This is a genomic window from Limnohabitans parvus II-B4 (genome assembly GCF_003063455.1).
Taxonomy (GTDB): Bacteria; Pseudomonadota; Gammaproteobacteria; order Burkholderiales; family Burkholderiaceae_C; genus Limnohabitans_A; species Limnohabitans_A parvus.
On the sequence record NZ_NESN01000006.1, the window covers coordinates 1 to 15,106 of the forward strand.

Consider the following 15,106-nt stretch of genomic DNA (forward strand, 5'->3'; position numbering starts at 1 on the left):
AACATCAGAGCTTTAAACCCTTGGGCAGGGGGAACTTGATGGTTTCCTGAATGCCGTCCAGCGTGCGCACCGACACCGCGCCCAACACGCGCAGGCGTGCAATCACCTCTTGCACCAGCACATCCGGGGCCGAGGCACCCGCCGTCAAGCCCACTTTTTGGGCACCCTCAAACCAGACCGGGTCCAAATCGGCAGCGCTGTCCACCATGTAGGCGGGCGTGCCCAGGCGGTCGGCCAACTCGCGCAGGCGGTTGCTGTTGGAGCTGGTGGGGCTGCCCACCACAATCACCACATCCACCTGTGGGCTCATCAGCTTGACCGCGTCTTGTCGGTTTTGGGTGGCGTAGCAAATGTCTTGTTGTTTGGGCTCGCGCACCTGCGGGAAACGGGCTTTGACAGCGGCCACGATCTCGGCGGCATCGTCCACACTCAGCGTGGTTTGTGTCACCACCGCCAAGAGTTCAGTCTGGGCGGGTTGCACCTTGGCCACATCGGCCACGTCTTCCACCAAATGGATGCCGCTGTCGAGCTGGCCCATGGTGCCTTCCACCTCGGGGTGGCCTTTGTGGCCGATCATGATGAACTCGTAGCCCTCCTTGTGCAGCTTGGCCAGCTCCACATGCACCTTGCTCACCAGCGGGCAGGTGGCGTCAAAAATCCGGAAGCCGCGGCGCTCGGCTTCGTCCTGAATCGCCCGGCTCACCCCATGGGCGCTGAAAATCAGCGTCGCCCCGGGCGGCACATCGGCCAGCTCTTCAATGAAAATCGCGCCTTTTTCTTTCAGGTCATTCACCACATAGGTGTTGTGCACAATCTCATGGCGCACATAAATCGGCCGGCCAAACTTGGTGAGCGCGTGCTCCACGATGTCAATCGCCCGGTCCACCCCGGCACAAAAGCCACGGGGTTCGGCCAACAGCACTTCGGACGTCATCACAGCACCCCAATCAGCTCAACCTCAAACGTCACAGGTTGCCCCGCCAGCGGGTGGTTGAAGTCAAACAACACGGCACCCGCCTCACCGACCTCCAGCACCGTGCCGGCATAAGAGCCCAAACCATCGGGCGTGGGGAACTGCACGACATCGCCTGCGGCGTATTTTTCCATCGGATCGCCCAGCTCATTGAGCAGCTTGCGCGCCACCCACTGCTGCATGTCGGCAATGTGATCGCCAAAGGCCTCGCCCGCCGGAATCTCCATCACCACGCGGGTGCCCTCGGCCAGGCCCAGCAAACGCTGCTCGACAGCGGGCGACAGCGTGCCCGAGCCCATCGACAAAGTGGCTGGTTTTTCGTTGAAGGTGTTGATGATGTCCCCCTGCGGCCCAGCCAGGCGGTAGTGAAGCGTCAAGAAAGAACCGGGTTCGACAATGGACATAAGGGTTTTCTGGAATGCCGCAAACGCGGGCAAACGGGCATAAAGAAGGCACTATTGTAAAAAGCCCGGCCAACCTGCCCCCCAAAAGGGACAAAAAGGACCGACGGCTGCTCCGGGGAGGGGCTTCAAATGGGCATCAAAGACTTACCGCCTGACGCGCGGCCACGTGAGAAGTTGCTCGCCCGAGGCCCGCAAGCCCTGAGCGATGTGGAGCTGCTGGCCATTTTGCTGCGCACCGGTATGGCGGGCAAAAACGTGTTCCAGCTGTCCGAAGAGCTGCTCGGGCCTGACGGCATCGCTGGCCTGCTGCAAGCCAGCGTCCAATCGCTCAAATTGGTCAAAGGCCTTGGGCCTGCCAAACAGGCCGAACTGCTGGCCGTGTTTGAGATGGCGCGCCGAGCCCTGAGCCAGCGGCTCAAAGAGCGCGAAGCCTTTCACACCCCCGACGCTGTCAAACAGTATTTGCAGCTGCAACTGGCCCACAAAAACCACGAAGTCTTTGCCGTGCTCTTTCTGGACAATCAAAACCGCATGCTTGCTCTGGAGGAACTTTTTCGGGGAACCCTCAGCCAAACATCTGTGTATCCCAGAGAGGTCGTCCTGCGCGCCCTGCACCACCAGGCGGCCGCTGTGGTGTTGAGCCACAACCACCCCAGCGGCTCGGTGCAACCCAGCCGGGCCGACGAACACCTCACCCAGACCTTGAAAGCCGCCTTGGCGCTGGTCGACGTGCGCGTGCTCGACCACATCATCGTGGGGCAAGGGCAGGCTTTGTCGATGGCGGAGCAGGGGTTGATGTGAGTTGATCGGGGGGGGCATGTCTTGCGCCTCCGCCCGCCATGGATACCCGCATCCGCGGGTATGACGGAAAGGGGCGCGGGTATGACAGAAGGGGATGCGGGCATGACAGCTTTCCTCCGTCACCCCCGACTTGATCGGGGGTCCATGCCTTGCGCCTCCGCCCGCCATGGATACCCGCATCCGCGGGTATGACGGAAAGGGGCGCGGGTATGACAGAAGGGGATGCGGGCATGACAGCTTTCATTCGTCACCCCCGACTTGATCGGGGGTCCATGCATTCGGCCGCAGGGGCGGCCGCCCACAGAGACAAACAGGCCCAATGGGAGCAGCCAGTAAACTCCTTGTTTTACCCCTCCCCTAACGGCCATGTCCCACTACCACCTCTACGCCATCGGCAACGCCCTGGTCGATACCGAATACGAAGTTTCTGACGCACTGCTGAGCACCATGGGCGTGAGCAAGCGGCACATGACGCTGATCGATACCCCGCAACGCGCTGAATTGCTGACCCACGTGCAGGGCCTGCACGCACGCCGCACAGGCGGTGGCTCGGCGGGCAACACCGTGGTAGCGCTGGCGCAACTGGGCGGCCAAGCGTTTTATTCATGCCGCGTGGCGGACGACGAACTCGGTGCGTTTTACAGCCAAGACCTGCAAGCCAACGGCGTGGCCACCAACCTGACCCACACCCGCCCCACCGAAGGCCAAACCGGCAGCTGCATGGTGCTGGTCACGCCCGACGCCGAGCGCAGCATGTGCACCTTCCTGGGTGCCACCTCGCAGCTCGACGCCAGCGCCCTGCACCCGCAAGACATCGCCAAGTCCAAGATCTATTACATGGAAGGGTACTTGGCCGCCTCGCCCACGGGCCTGGAGGCTGCTGTCAAAGGCCGCCAAATCGCCATCGAGCACAAAGTCGCCACGGCTCTGACCCTCAGCGACGTGAGCATGATCAACTTTTGCAAAGCGGGCCTCGAAGCCATGATCGGCGACGGCCTCGACTATTTGTTTGCCAACGAAGAAGAAGCGCAAACCTGGTGCGGCAGCACCGACCTTGACGCCATCATCGGCCAGTTGTCGGCTTTGGCCAAAACCGTGTGCCTGACCCGTGGCCCCCAAGGCTGCATCGTGGTGCAAGGCGGCGAGCGCATCGAAGTGCCCGCCGTGCCCGCCAAAGCGGTGGACACCAATGGCGCAGGCGACATGTTTGCAGGCACCTTTTTGTACGGCATCGCCCACGGCCACACCGCCGCGCAAGCCGCGGCCCTGGCCAACCGCACGGCTGCCGCTGTCGTCAGCCAACACGGCAACCGCTTGACAGCAGCGCACATGCAAGCGATCTGCGCAGACTTCCAAAAGGCCTGAACATGAAAAAAATCCTGCTTCTGGGTTCTGGTGAACTCGGCAAAGAATTCGTCATCAGCGCCAAGCGCCTGGGCTGCCACGTCATCGCCTGCGACAGCTACGCGGGTGCGCCCGCCATGCAAGTGGCGGATGAGTTTTGCGTGTTCAGCATGCTCGACGAAGCGCCGCTGCGTGCCGCCATTGCCAAATACCAGCCCGACCTGATCGTCCCCGAAATCGAAGCCATCCGCACCGAAGTGCTGCTGGACGTTGAAAAGCAAGGCTTTGAAGTCATCCCCAGCGCCCGCGCCGCCAACCTGACCATGAACCGCGACCGCATCCGCGACGTGGCCGTGGGCCTGGGCGTGCGCACCGCCAAGTTCAGCTACGCCGACTCGGCCGCCGAGCTGCTGGCCAAAGCCACCGAGATCGGTTTCCCGGTCGTCATCAAACCGGTCATGAGCTCATCGGGCAAAGGCCAGAGCGTGGCCAAGACGGCCGCCGATGTACAAGCCAGCTGGGACTACGCCTGCGCGGGCATGCGCGGTGACCGACAAGTGGTCATCGTCGAAGAGTTCATCCACTTCGAGTTTGAAATCACGCTGCTCACCGTGCGCCAACGCAAAGGCCCCACACTGTTTTGCCCGCCCATTGGCCACGTGCAAGAGCGCGGCGACTACCAATACAGCTGGCAGCCCCAGGGCATGACGCCCGCGCAAATCAAAGCGGCGCAAGACATGGCCGAAAAAGTCACCACCGACTTAGGGGGAGCAGGCCTGTTTGGCGTGGAGTTCTTCGTGACCAAAGACGAAGTCATCTTCAGCGAGCTGAGCCCCCGCCCGCACGACACGGGCATGGTCACCTTGATCAGCCAGAACCTGAGCGAATTTGACCTGCACGCCCGCGCCATCTTGGGCCTGCCAATTCCCGTCATCGAATGCGTGGAAGGCGCCAGCGCCGTGGTGCTGGCCGACAAAGAAGGCAGCAACCCAACGTTCACAGGCGTTGAGGCGGCTTTGGCAGAACCCGGCGTGGACGTGCGCCTCTTCGGCAAACCCACCACCCGCCCCTACCGCCGCATGGCCGTGGCCCTGGCCAAAGGCCCCGATGCGCTGCAACGTGCAAGGGACGCGGCGGGCAAGATCAAGGTGGTGGTTTAAGCGCCACTGCCTTCGAACACCATGGATACCCGCATGCGCGGGTATGACAAGCCCTCGCCCCCCCCGACTCTTGCATTTGTCACCCCCGACTCGATCGGGGGTCCATGCACTGGTATTTGTCACCCCCGGCTTGATCGGGGGTCCATGCATGCCGCCCTCAAACACCATGGATACCCGCCTACGCGGGTATGACAGAAATTTCTCACCCCGACCCCTGCATTCGTCACCCCCGACCCCTGCATTTGTCACCCCCGACCCGATCGGGGGTCCATGCACTGGTATTCGTCACCCCCGACTCGATCGGGGGTCCATGCCTCCTCACAGCGTCACCCGATAAACCCCCAACCCCAACCACTCATGCAAAGCCGTTTGCCACAGCAGCAAGCTGCGGGCCAATGAATACTCAGCCCACAGCGTTTCATCGCCTGTCCTGAAGTCCACCGGATACGGCGTCACCTGGCACCCTACCGCCTCAAACTCGAGCACAGACCGGGGCATGTGCCAGGCCGACGTCACCAGCAGCCAAGGCTCTTGGCAACGCTTGCCCAGCAACGCGGCCACGTGCAGAGCGTTTTCTCGGGTGGTGCGCGAGCCGCTTTCCAGAATGACTCGGCGCATGTCCACGCCCTGCTGCTCATAAAACGCCTTGGCCAATTCGGCCTCGCTCACGCCCGTGGCCAGCAAGCGCCCCTCACCGCCAGAAAAAACCAATTGCAATTGAGAATGCTGCCGCATCAGCCCCACCGGCACAGACATGCGCTCAGCCGCTTGGCCCAGAGGCACCTGGCCATGCGCCTGAGAAATGCCAGGGTGCTCAAGGGCACCGCCCAGCACAATCACGCCCACATGGCGGCCGACAGCCTCTGGTGGCGGCACGGGGTATCGGTTTTCCAGCGGGCGCAGCAGCGCGTGGGGCAAAGCCTCAAAACCCAGCAGCCCCAACACCACCAAACCGCTCCACAGCATGCGAACAGCAGCCCGCCGCCAGCGCGCAGACCCACTCAGCAACCCCAGCGCTACACACCACCACACAGCCAGCCAAAACATGGGCTGCGTGATGGCCGACATCAACTTGGACAAAACAAACATTTGGACCTTTTCAGAGCTCTTAAACGACAAAAGAGCCTTTCGGCTCTTTCCTTCCATCTCCAAAAAATTGAGATCTGACTCACAATTACCGTACAAATCAAGTCAATTCATCGGTACCCATCCGGGTTCTGCATTTGCCAGCGCCATACGTCTTGCATCATTTGAGTTAATCCGAGCTTAGCTTTCCAGCCCAGTTCTTTCTCAGCTTTGGTTGGGTCTGCATAGCAGGTAGCTATGTCGCCAGGTCGGCGGGGAACCACACGGTATGGCACGGGCCGACCACTAGCGGCTTCAAAAGCTTTCACCATTTCGAGCACGCTGTATCCCTGGCCCGTGCCCAAGTTCCAAACATGGGCCCCTTTACGGGTTTGCAAAGCCTCGAGTGCCCGCAAATGGCCTTCGGCCAAATCCACCACATGGATGTAGTCGCGCACGCCCGTGCCGTCCGCAGTGGGGTAGTCGTTGCCAAACACCGAGAGTTCAGGCAACTTGCCCACCGCTACCTGGGCGATATAAGGCAACAGGTTGTTGGGTATGCCGTTGGGGTCCTCACCGATGCGGCCACTCTCTTGCGCACCGACTGGGTTGAAGTAACGCAAGATGGCGATGCGCCAGCGCGGGTCGGCCGCAGCTAAGTCGCGCAAAATGTCTTCCACCATCAGTTTGCTGCGCCCGTACGGGTTGGTGGGCTGGCCCACGGGGCAGGTTTCAGCAATAGGCATTTGTGCAGGTTCACCATAAACGGTGGCTGAGGAGCTGAACACCAAGCCAAATACACCTGCATGCGACATCGCCTCTAGGAGCACTTGGCTGCCGTACATGTTGTTGTCGTAATAACGCAGCGGCTGCTGAACACTCTCACCCACGGCTTTAAGGCCTGCGAAATGCAGCACTGCCTGCACCGAGTGTTCAGCAAACAGGCTGTCCAGCAGCGCCCGGTCTCGTACATCACCTTGCACAAAGACAGGCGATCGACCTGCCAGCTCGGCTACTCGATGCAAAGATTCAGCGGAGCTGTTGCATAAGTTGTCTAACACCACCACTTGCCTACCTGATTGCAGTAGCTGCAGCGTGGTGTGTGAACCGATGAATCCAGCACCGCCGGTGACCAATACAGTCATGATTTTCCTACCACTTTCGCCAAATATTGAAGGTAAACACCGACCTCATCACTCCCCTCTTCTGGCGCCCAAGGTGCTAGATCTTTTGGCTGGTTTGGATCAAAAGGCCCAGCCTTCACCTCCAACAAAAGACAAGCAGGCACCAGCGCTAGCACTGTGTGCCAAGTGCCCGATGTCAACTCCACTCCAACAGCACATTCAGCCCCGTACTTTTCTGAGCCAAAACGCACCACATCAGTAACTTCACCATCGTCGTTGAAAGTCACCAAGGCCATCAGCCCGCGCACAGCCACCAGCATTTCATCGCGAGGGTCAGTCGCATGCTTGTGCGGGCGAATGTAGCTGCCCGGCTCGATGGCATTGAACAGGCGCTGACAAGGGTCTTGATAGCTAGAGTGGATATTTTTGTGCTGCCGCAATCGGGGATTAACTTTGGCCTTGCTGGCCAACCCATCTAGCATTTGTGACGTAAAAACTTGCATATTCATTGCGCAGATAAAGCCGCCACAATTTGCTTCACCGTGGCCTCTACTGCAAACTGTTGATCAAACAAAGCTTTGCACCGATGCAGCACATTGGTATCAGCATCTATCTGCTCCAGCAACTCCTCCGCCATCTGCTTCAAAGCCAGCAAGTCATTGTTTTCGCACACCAGACCCACCCGGTGCTCTCGGATCAGGCCCGACAAGTCGTTACCTGCGTTGACGTTGGCCAGCACAGGCAAACCGCTTTGCATGTAGGTCAGGAACTTGCCAGGTATGTTGTGTGAGCGGTGGCGCGGGTCCAGGGCCACCAGCCCCACGTGGCATTGCGCGTACAAGTCGGGGATTTCGTCGGGGTCTATCTCGTCGAAAAACAGCACGTTGTTCAAGCCCAGGCCGTGGGCCTGCGCCTTCAAGCGCTGGGCATCACTGCCTCGCCCCACGAACACAAAGCCCACATCGGTGCGTGTCTGCAGCTGCACCATCAGCTCCATCACCCTGTCCATGCCTTGGGCCACGCCCATATTGCCGGCATAAACGAAGATTTTGCGACCGACCAAAGGCGTTTGGTAGATCCGGATGGGGCAACGCCGCTGCGCGGGCGCGCCCAACCAATTGGGCAAGACCTGCAAGCGGCGGCCCGCCTGCGCTTGCCACCGATCGAAGTACCCCAGGTTACCCGGCGTTTGCACACCAATCACATCGGCCACCGAATATTGGTAACGCGCCACCGCATCGAACACCCGGTAGGGCAAACCCCGCCCCATCAAACCCATGTCCACCGCCCACTCGGGGAAGATGTCGCGAATGATCAGGTAGGCCGGGCAATGGCTCTGGCGTTTGAGGGTTTTCACCAAAGGGCCATGAAAGATGGACGGCGAATACCACACCACCCCATCAAAACGCTCAAGGGCCAAAGGGCTGCGCCGCAATTGCCGGCGCATGGCAAACGGCATCCAAAACTCGTTCAAGGTGCGGCGCACATAGCCAATGTCTTTGGTCTTGGGCGCACGCAAGCGTAAGACGCGCACGCCTTCCCAATCGTCCAAGCGCCATGGGCCATCCAAGTCTGCGGCGGGCAAGAGCACGGTGAGCTGGTGGCCTTGGCGCACCAGCTCGCGCGACAGGTCGCGCAACTGCACCGCACCCGAGGTGCGCAAGGGCGGAAAGGTGTCGGCCACCAAGACCAAGCGCATGACCTGCCCCTTCAATACTGCTTCCACACCACGCGATTCACGTAGTCGGTGTAGCTGTGAACGATGCGCACCACTTTGTCGCTCACATTGGGCATGCTGTAGTCGGCCACCAAACGCAAGTCGCGCTCTGCGCCCCGTGCTTGTTGCGCCACGATGGCCAAACCTTGGCGCACCCGTTCGACCTCCAAGCCCACCATCATCACGGCGGCTTCTTCCATGCCTTCGGGGCGCTCGTGCGCCTCTCGCAGGTTCAACGCCGGGAAGTTCAAGATGGACGACTCTTCGTTGATCGTGCCGCTGTCAGACAGGACGGCTTTGGCGTTCATCTGCAGGTTGACGTAGTCATGGAAGCCCAGAGGTTTCATCAGGCGCACCAGAGGGTGGAATTGCGCCCCGGTGGCATCGACCCGTTTTTGGGTGCGGGGGTGGGTCGAAACCACCACCGGCAAACCATGGTCTTCGGCCACGCTGTTGAGCACCGCCACCAATTTGGTGAACGACTTTTCGGACTCGATGTTTTCTTCGCGGTGCGCGCTCACAACAAAGTACTTTTGCGCTGTCAGGCCCAGGCGCACCACCGCGTCTGAAGCTTTAATTTGCGGCAGGTAATGGTGCAAGACCTCAAACATGGGGCTGCCCGTCTTGATGACTTGGTCTGGCGGCAAGCCTTCGCGCAACAAATAGTCGCGGGCAATCGTGCTGTAGGTTAGGTTGATGTCCGAAGTGTGGTCCACAATGCGACGGTTGGTCTCTTCGGGCACGCGTTGGTCAAAGCAGCGGTTGCCCGCCTCCATGTGAAAGATCGGCACCTTGCGCCGCTTGGCTGGAATCACCGACAAACAGCTGTTGGTATCACCCAACACCAGCATGGCCTCGGGCTGCACCTGGGCCAACACACCGTCCACCGCCGTGATCAGGTTGCCAATGGTGTGCGCAGCGCTGGTGCTGCCCTCGGCGCTGTTCAAAAAGAAGTCTGGCTTGCGCACGCCCAGGTCGTCAAAAAACACCTGGTTCAGCTCGTAGTCGTAGTTTTGCCCTGTATGCACCAGCACATGGTCGCAATGCACGTCCAGCGCCGCCAACACGCGAGAAAGGCGAATAATTTCGGGGCGCGTCCCCACGACCGACATGATTTTGAGTTTTTTCATCGTCTTCAAACCTTGCTGGTGATCGTGTCCGGATTGGCACGGTCAAAAATCTCATTGGCCCACAACATCACCACCATTTCGTCGATGCCGATGTTGGTGATGTCGTGCGTCCAACCGGGCACCGTTTCCACGATCTGAGGCTGGTCGCCTTGGGTTTCCAAGTGGTGCACCTCGTTGGTGAGCATGTGGCGAAAACCAAACCGGGCATGGCCTTTGATGACCAAAAACTTTTCGGTTTTGGTGTGGTGGTAGTGCCCGCCCCGGGTGATGCCGGGGTGTGCCGTGAAAAAGCTGAACTGGCCCGCATCGGGTGTTTTGAGCATTTCCACAAACACGCCTCGGGCGTCACCATGGGCCGGCACGCCATAGGCAAACTTCTCCACCGGCAAATAGCTCACGTAGGTGGCGTACAAGGCGCGGGTCAAGCCCGTGCCCACGCGCTCAGACACCAAGGTGCTGCGGCAGTTCTTGAACGCATCGATTTGGTCTGAGAGTTCACCCAAGGTGATCGTGTATTCAGGGGCCACCGCAGGGTGGCTCAAGCCAGCGATGGGCTCTTGCAGCGCTTGCAAAAAGCCATTCACCACGTCGTCCACATAGACCAAGCGCACACGGGCCTGGGCATCGTTGATCTGCACCGGCACCTGTGTGCCTTGTTGTGGCAGAAAGTGGCCACGACCGAGTTGTAGTTGGGTCGGCACCATTTGCCAAACACGCCAGGCAAACGGTAAATGGCCACGGGGTTACCGTTGCTTTTGGCCAATTGGGCCAAGGCCGCTTCGGCGGCGCGTTTGCTGCGGCCATAGGGGTTGTCTTGCTCGGCTTGCGCCGAGGAACTGAACAACACCGGGATGCGCTTGCCCATGCTTTGCAAGGTGTCGCACAGACGCTGCGTCAGGCCGGTGTTGACCGCGTCAAACGCGGCGGGGTCGGTGGGCCGGTTTTCACCGGCCAGGTGCACCACCGCGTCGGCTTGGGCCAGCGCCGCTTGCCAAGCGCTGTCGCCATCCTCCCGCATGAGGGTCAAGACTTCGGTGTCGGCGCGCTCACGCAAGCGCAACACCAAATTTTTGCCAATGAAACCGTTGGCGCCGGTGACCAGTACTTTCATGGCTTACTCCTCGGGCTCCACGTGTTCACCCCGGGCAATGGCTTGCATGAAGCGCAGTTTCATCAACAAAGCCTGCATGCCGGCGACGTCTAGGCGCTCGGTGTTGTGCGAGTTGTAGTCGGTGGCTTCAGAAATTTTGGTTTCGCCCTGCTCCACGAACTTGCCGTAGTTCAGGTCGCGCAGATCGGGCGGGACGCGGTAGTAGCCGCCCAAGTCTTCTGCGGCCACCATCTCTTCGCGGCTGAGCAAGCCAACGTAGCCCAAACCAATCACGGCAATCGTAGAGTTACTGATATTCATTGTTAGCAAAAGTTAATGCGAAGTTTGATGCCATCGTTTTTGTTTTTGTTTTTGTTTTTATTTTTATTTTTATTTTTTTATCAGCTTACTTTTCTTGATCAGTGGATCAAGTAGGCTTCAAAAACAAAAAAGTGACTGGCGAACACCAGCAGTGGCGCACCATGCGGGCATAAATGGCGACATATCCCAAGGCAAGCGCAAAAAATACAAATACTGACAAGACCGTCGATGAATATGTAAAACTGGCCAGCACAATGGCAGAAAGCGTCATGAATCCGATCAATGCACCCGTGATCGAGTTTCTGACGGCATTAGAGTAATAACCAAACCATCGGGCCACATAACGACGCTTGACCAGACTGTGGAAATGCAGACGATCGGGCATGCCAGGGTGCTCTTTGCGGATTTTGCGGCGGAAGATACTGAAAACCACCTCGGTCACTGGGTGTACGCAAATGACCACAGCGGCGAAGGCTGACACACTGGGGTTACGCTCGATGAGCAGCACGGCCACCCAAGCCAAGGCAAAGCCAATGAAGTAAGAACCACCGTCGCCCAAAAACAGTTTGCCAAAGGGCCAGTTGACCCAGAAGAAGCCCCACACACACGCAGCAAGAATGAGCGATGTGCTGGCCAAGGTTTTGTCGCCCACCTGCCAGGCGATCATGCCAAAGCCGATGAAAGCCAAGGTAGACATAGTGCTGGACAAGCCGTTGAACCCGTCGATGATGTTGATGCTGTTGGCTACTCCACCCACAGCAAAGGCGGTGAAGACAACGGATACGAAGGTGAACTTCATGAACCAGTCGACACCCCAGATATCGACTCGGCTGAGCGAATAGTCGGTGATCCACCAGGCCAACAGGCCTGAGGCCATGGTGGCCAACAACCGCTGCATGACGCCTACACGCTTGGTGATGTCTTCGGCCACGCCAAACAGGAATGCGGGCATGCCGGCAAACAGGATGGGAGTGAGCATTTCTTTCACGTCAGGAGGTGTTTTAGCCCAAGCCACGATGAGTCCCAACACTATGGGCACGCCGCCTACGCGGGGGGTGGGTGCAGTGTGGAACTTTTGCACGCCGTCGGTGAAGTCCATGGTCAGGGCACCGTGCCAGCGCTTGGTGATGACCAGAAGAACGCACAGCAGGAATGTGCTGACAAAGCCCCAGGCTGCGGCGTGTAGCGTAGGGGATTGAAAGACGCCTTGGAGGGCGTTGAGGGGGTTCATGGGTTTAAGTCATGGATACCCGCGTTCGCGGGTATGACAGTCGAGTGAAAGATGACAGTTACTGGGCTTTACCCAAAGCTTTGCGCCACGACGCTTGTAGGGCGTTGATTTTTGGGGCTGATTCTTCGTTTTGACTGGCGTTGCGGAATGCTTGGCGGATGAAGACGAACAAGAGCAGGGCAAAGCCAGCCATCAGCGTAGCCACGATGGCGATGAGCCCCCCCTTGGGCGCAATCTTTTTGGTCGGTAGTGTCGGGCTCTGAATCAAATCGCTGCTGTCGATACCTTTGAGCTCTTTCTCGACCTTAATTTGATTTTCTTGAGTTTTCTCAATCACGCCTATCAATTGGGCATAACCTTGTGCGACTTCAGACACGCCATTGCCCGTGGCTTGCTCCAGCCTGCGCTCCAATATCTTGGCCGATTGGTTGAGTTCTTTTTCTCGGGTTTGCAGTTGAGTGAGTTGTTTTTGCAGGCTTTGCTTGGCCGAGTCGCGAGGCTGCGTCTGCGCATAGACTTGCACCAACACATCGTTGGCCAATGCCTGCGCAGCCTGAGGGCTGGCAGCCTGCGCGGTCAGGGTCACCAGTTTGTCCTTGGCGTTGTGGCTGGCTTTGATTTCTTTCCTCAGCTTGTCTCGGGCATCGTCGGCTTCCATTTTGGGGGTGTAGCCCAGTTTGGCGGCTATAGGGTCGAGCACAGAGGCTGTAAGCATTTGCCCGGCCAAGTTTTGCTCTGACTTGAGGATGGCCGTGCTTTCGTAGGTTTTGGGGATGACCAAAGTTACGGCATACGCCAAAAGTCCGGCCACGAGGGGGCCGATAACGAGCAGGCGCAGGTTGTCGACGATGGTTTGCAAAAGGTCCAAGAGACTGATTTCGTCGTCTTCTGGGTAGTGGGGGGTGTCGGTCATTTTTTGGGCTAGAGATGCTAGGGATCGGGGGCGGGGTCATGGATACCCGCGTGCGCGGGTATGACAGTTAAGGGATGGGTTATGGCATTGAAGGCATGGATACCCGCATTCGCGGGTATGACAGTTACGAGAGTTCTGCCTCGGCCAGGGGTTTGGCGGACTGGTCTTTGGCGGAGAGTTTCGGTTGCAGGCCTGGGGGCCAGGTGATGCCGATGGCGGGGTCGTTCCAGGCGATGCTGCGTTCGTGTTGGGGGGCGTAGTAGTCGGTGGTTTTGTACAAAAAGTCTGCTGTGTCTGACAAGACCACAAAGCCATGGGCAAAGCCGGGGGGCACCCAGACTTGTTTGTGGTTGTCTTCGGTCAGCTCGACCCCGGCCCATTGGCCGAAGGTGGGGGAGTTTTGGCGGATGTCGACCGCCACGTCAAACACCGCGCCGCGCACCACGCGCACCAGCTTGCCTTGGGGTTGCTGCAGTTGGTAGTGCAGGCCACGCAACACGCCTTGGGCGCTGCGGCTGTGGTTGTCTTGCACAAACTGCACGTTCAGGCCCGTGGCTTGGTTGAAGTCTTGCTGGTTGAAGCTTTCAAAAAAGAAACCCCGCGCATCGCCAAAGACCTTGGGCTCGAGGATGAGCAGGTCGGGGATGTGGGTGGGGGTGACGGTGTAGGGCATTACGAAAAGTTGTCATGCCCGACTTGATCGGGCGTCTGTGGTTTTGGAGTCATGGATACCCGCATTCGCGGGTATGACAGTCATCTTGTCATGCCCGACTTGATCGGGCATCTATGGTTTTAAAGGCATGGATACCCGCATTCGCGGGTATGACAGTTAAGGGGCGGGTATGACAGCTGATGGGCGGGGATGACAGACTATTTGTCATGCCCGACTTGATCGGGCATCCATGGTTTTATAGGTTCACGGGGTCAGTTTCTCAATTTGAGCGGCGAACCTTTGGGCCGTGGCGATCAGCACAGGCACGAATGCATGACCAGCTTTCAAAGCACTGATCAGGATGTTCATGTCTTCAATGTATTCATGCACCATCTGGTTGCGCAGCTTGCGCACTTCGAGCCAGACGTCGGCCGATTCGATCCAGCCCAGTTTTTCGGCGCGGTCCAGGTTTTCAATGACTGCGCCTGTTTTTTCTGCCATGGCGTCCAGCAACTGGGGCAGCAGCTTGTCACCCAAGTTGTCTTGCAGTCGGCCAAACCGCCCTACAAAAGCATCCAGCCGTTCGGCCAGCACGGGGTCTATCTCCATCTTTTGCAGACTCTCCAAAGTCATGGGGTCTGCAAAGAGTCTGCTGTCGGTTTCCTGCAGGTAAAGGCATTCTTTGTGGGTGACACGCGCCAGAAACTGGAGTCGCTCCCATTGGCCTTCTGCAACCCTCACAGCGCTACCCCATGTTGCGCAGCGATGCGGTGAATGGGTTGTTCCAGCAAGTTGGGCGCTTTGAGGAGCACATCCACCTTGCGCCCATGCATGGCACGCGAGACCCTGCTGGCAATGCGGGCCGAGACCAAGGCGGGCTCGGGCAAGGCCTGACTCACTTCGATCATCAGGTCCACATCTCCGCCTTTGGCCGCATCGTCCACGCGCGACCCAAACAGCGTGACCTGCACGCCCTCACCCAGCACGGCGGTGGCGGTGCTTTTGATGGTGTTGATTTGGGCGGGGGTGAGGCGCATGAAAATGATTCGTCATGCCCGACTTGATCGGGCGTCTATCTCTTATTTGTCATGCCCGACTTGATCGGGCATCTACTTAATCTTTGTCATGCCCGACTCGATCGGGCATCCATCTCATCTTTGTCATGCCCGACCTGATCGGGC

At 58.8% G+C, this 15,106-nt stretch carries 18 protein-coding genes; 3 read left to right on the forward strand and 15 right to left on the reverse strand.

Translation table 11 applies throughout. The features are described from left to right. Positions 1 to 4: 4 nt before the first annotated feature. Both ispH and B9Z37_RS14060 read right to left on the reverse strand, forming a co-directional pair. Positions 5 to 934: a 4-hydroxy-3-methylbut-2-enyl diphosphate reductase gene (gene ispH / locus B9Z37_RS14055; RefSeq protein WP_108313665.1), complete on the reverse strand. Its 930-nt coding sequence runs from the start codon at positions 932 to 934 to the stop codon at positions 5 to 7. Beyond that, positions 934 to 1,377, reverse strand: coding sequence for an FKBP-type peptidyl-prolyl cis-trans isomerase (locus B9Z37_RS14060; protein ID WP_108313666.1), 444 nt, complete (start codon positions 1,375 to 1,377; stop codon positions 934 to 936). The genes ispH and B9Z37_RS14060 overlap by 1 nt, the downstream gene beginning before the upstream one ends. 129 nt (positions 1,378 to 1,506) lie before the next feature. On the opposite strand from B9Z37_RS14060, the gene radC reads away from it, so the two are divergent. From radC to purT, 3 genes are all read left to right on the forward strand, one after another. Then, complete coding sequence (gene radC / locus B9Z37_RS14065; protein ID WP_108313667.1) at positions 1,507 to 2,178, forward strand: RadC family protein; 672 nt, start codon at positions 1,507 to 1,509, stop codon at positions 2,176 to 2,178. 366 nt (positions 2,179 to 2,544) lie between these two features. Next, complete coding sequence (locus B9Z37_RS14070; RefSeq protein ID WP_108313668.1) at positions 2,545 to 3,543, forward strand: adenosine kinase; 999 nt, start codon at positions 2,545 to 2,547, stop codon at positions 3,541 to 3,543. Between the two features lie 2 nt (positions 3,544 to 3,545). After that, entirely contained in the window at positions 3,546 to 4,682 is a 1,137-nt protein-coding gene (gene purT / locus B9Z37_RS14075) for a formate-dependent phosphoribosylglycinamide formyltransferase (protein ID WP_108313669.1), read from the forward strand. Between the two features lie 318 nt (positions 4,683 to 5,000). Here purT and B9Z37_RS14080 read toward each other — a convergent pair whose 3' ends face one another. From B9Z37_RS14080 to B9Z37_RS14135, 13 genes are all read right to left on the reverse strand, one after another. Further along, positions 5,001 to 5,771, reverse strand: a complete 771-nt coding sequence (locus B9Z37_RS14080; RefSeq protein ID WP_167394397.1) for a YdcF family protein — start codon at positions 5,769 to 5,771, stop codon at positions 5,001 to 5,003. 107 nt (positions 5,772 to 5,878) lie between these two features. Further along, a complete protein-coding gene (gene galE / locus B9Z37_RS14085; RefSeq protein WP_108313671.1) occupies positions 5,879 to 6,892 on the reverse strand; it encodes a UDP-glucose 4-epimerase GalE in 1,014 nt (337 codons plus the stop codon). Further along, positions 6,889 to 7,374 carry a WbuC family cupin fold metalloprotein gene (locus tag B9Z37_RS14090; protein ID WP_205872603.1) on the reverse strand — a complete coding sequence of 162 codons (486 nt, stop codon included), beginning with the start codon at positions 7,372 to 7,374 and terminating at the stop codon, positions 6,889 to 6,891. Before B9Z37_RS14090 ends, galE begins: the two co-directional genes overlap by 4 nt. A 2-nt stretch (positions 7,375 to 7,376) precedes the next feature. Then, positions 7,377 to 8,597 carry a glycosyltransferase family 4 protein gene (locus B9Z37_RS14095; protein WP_205872604.1) on the reverse strand — a complete coding sequence of 407 codons (1,221 nt, stop codon included), beginning with the start codon at positions 8,595 to 8,597 and terminating at the stop codon, positions 7,377 to 7,379. Next, complete coding sequence (gene wecB / locus B9Z37_RS14100; RefSeq protein WP_108313674.1) at positions 8,582 to 9,718, reverse strand: non-hydrolyzing UDP-N-acetylglucosamine 2-epimerase; 1,137 nt, start codon at positions 9,716 to 9,718, stop codon at positions 8,582 to 8,584. The genes B9Z37_RS14095 and wecB overlap by 16 nt, the downstream gene beginning before the upstream one ends. Before the next feature lie 5 nt (positions 9,719 to 9,723). Next, entirely contained in the window at positions 9,724 to 10,362 is a 639-nt protein-coding gene (locus B9Z37_RS14680; protein WP_240606740.1) for a polysaccharide biosynthesis C-terminal domain-containing protein, read from the reverse strand. Then, entirely contained in the window at positions 10,299 to 10,829 is a 531-nt protein-coding gene (locus tag B9Z37_RS14685) for an NAD-dependent epimerase/dehydratase family protein (protein WP_240606741.1), read from the reverse strand. Before B9Z37_RS14685 ends, B9Z37_RS14680 begins: the two co-directional genes overlap by 64 nt. A gap of 3 nt (positions 10,830 to 10,832) precedes the next feature. Then, entirely contained in the window at positions 10,833 to 11,129 is a 297-nt protein-coding gene (locus B9Z37_RS14110) for a hypothetical protein (RefSeq protein ID WP_108313675.1), read from the reverse strand. A gap of 106 nt (positions 11,130 to 11,235) precedes the next feature. Further along, on the reverse strand, positions 11,236 to 12,360 hold the full coding sequence (locus B9Z37_RS14115; RefSeq protein WP_108313676.1) for an MraY family glycosyltransferase: 1,125 nt from the start codon (positions 12,358 to 12,360) through the stop codon (positions 11,236 to 11,238). A 58-nt stretch (positions 12,361 to 12,418) separates the two neighbouring features. After that, complete coding sequence (locus tag B9Z37_RS14690; protein WP_240606742.1) at positions 12,419 to 13,273, reverse strand: Wzz/FepE/Etk N-terminal domain-containing protein; 855 nt, start codon at positions 13,271 to 13,273, stop codon at positions 12,419 to 12,421. Between the two features lie 124 nt (positions 13,274 to 13,397). Beyond that, positions 13,398 to 13,946: a dTDP-4-dehydrorhamnose 3,5-epimerase gene (gene rfbC / locus B9Z37_RS14125; RefSeq protein ID WP_108313677.1), complete on the reverse strand. Its 549-nt coding sequence runs from the start codon at positions 13,944 to 13,946 to the stop codon at positions 13,398 to 13,400. Positions 13,947 to 14,189: 243 nt separating this feature from the next. Continuing rightward, entirely contained in the window at positions 14,190 to 14,558 is a 369-nt protein-coding gene (locus tag B9Z37_RS14130) for a hypothetical protein (RefSeq protein ID WP_205872605.1), read from the reverse strand. Positions 14,559 to 14,662: 104 nt separating this feature from the next. After that, complete coding sequence (locus tag B9Z37_RS14135; RefSeq protein WP_205872606.1) at positions 14,663 to 14,962, reverse strand: nucleotidyltransferase domain-containing protein; 300 nt, start codon at positions 14,960 to 14,962, stop codon at positions 14,663 to 14,665. Between the last annotated feature and the right edge of the window lie 144 nt (positions 14,963 to 15,106).

Excerpts from the sequence above, each read along its gene's own strand:
- ispH (WP_108313665.1), bottom strand. The coding sequence starts at position 934 with ATGACGTCCGAAGTGCTGTTGGCCGAACCCCGTGGCTTTTGTGCCGGG.
- B9Z37_RS14690 (WP_240606742.1), bottom strand. The coding sequence starts at position 13,273 with ATGACCGACACCCCCCACTACCCAGAAGACGACGAAATCAGTCTCTTG.
- B9Z37_RS14685 (WP_240606741.1), bottom strand. The coding sequence starts at position 10,829 with ATGAAAGTACTGGTCACCGGCGCCAACGGTTTCATTGGCAAAAATTTG.
- purT (WP_108313669.1), top strand. The coding sequence starts at position 3,546 with ATGAAAAAAATCCTGCTTCTGGGTTCTGGTGAACTCGGCAAAGAATTC.
- B9Z37_RS14070 (WP_108313668.1), top strand. The coding sequence starts at position 2,545 with ATGTCCCACTACCACCTCTACGCCATCGGCAACGCCCTGGTCGATACC.
- B9Z37_RS14130 (WP_205872605.1), bottom strand. The coding sequence starts at position 14,558 with ATGACTTTGGAGAGTCTGCAAAAGATGGAGATAGACCCCGTGCTGGCC.
- B9Z37_RS14080 (WP_167394397.1), bottom strand. The coding sequence starts at position 5,771 with ATGTTTGTTTTGTCCAAGTTGATGTCGGCCATCACGCAGCCCATGTTT.
- radC (WP_108313667.1), top strand. The coding sequence starts at position 1,507 with ATGGGCATCAAAGACTTACCGCCTGACGCGCGGCCACGTGAGAAGTTG.
- galE (WP_108313671.1), bottom strand. The coding sequence starts at position 6,892 with ATGACTGTATTGGTCACCGGCGGTGCTGGATTCATCGGTTCACACACC.
- B9Z37_RS14135 (WP_205872606.1), bottom strand. The coding sequence starts at position 14,962 with ATGCGCCTCACCCCCGCCCAAATCAACACCATCAAAAGCACCGCCACC.
- B9Z37_RS14110 (WP_108313675.1), bottom strand. The coding sequence starts at position 11,129 with ATGAATATCAGTAACTCTACGATTGCCGTGATTGGTTTGGGCTACGTT.
- B9Z37_RS14090 (WP_205872603.1), bottom strand. The coding sequence starts at position 7,374 with ATGCAAGTTTTTACGTCACAAATGCTAGATGGGTTGGCCAGCAAGGCC.
- wecB (WP_108313674.1), bottom strand. The coding sequence starts at position 9,718 with ATGAAAAAACTCAAAATCATGTCGGTCGTGGGGACGCGCCCCGAAATT.
- B9Z37_RS14060 (WP_108313666.1), bottom strand. The coding sequence starts at position 1,377 with ATGTCCATTGTCGAACCCGGTTCTTTCTTGACGCTTCACTACCGCCTG.
- rfbC (WP_108313677.1), bottom strand. The coding sequence starts at position 13,946 with ATGCCCTACACCGTCACCCCCACCCACATCCCCGACCTGCTCATCCTC.
- B9Z37_RS14115 (WP_108313676.1), bottom strand. The coding sequence starts at position 12,360 with ATGAACCCCCTCAACGCCCTCCAAGGCGTCTTTCAATCCCCTACGCTA.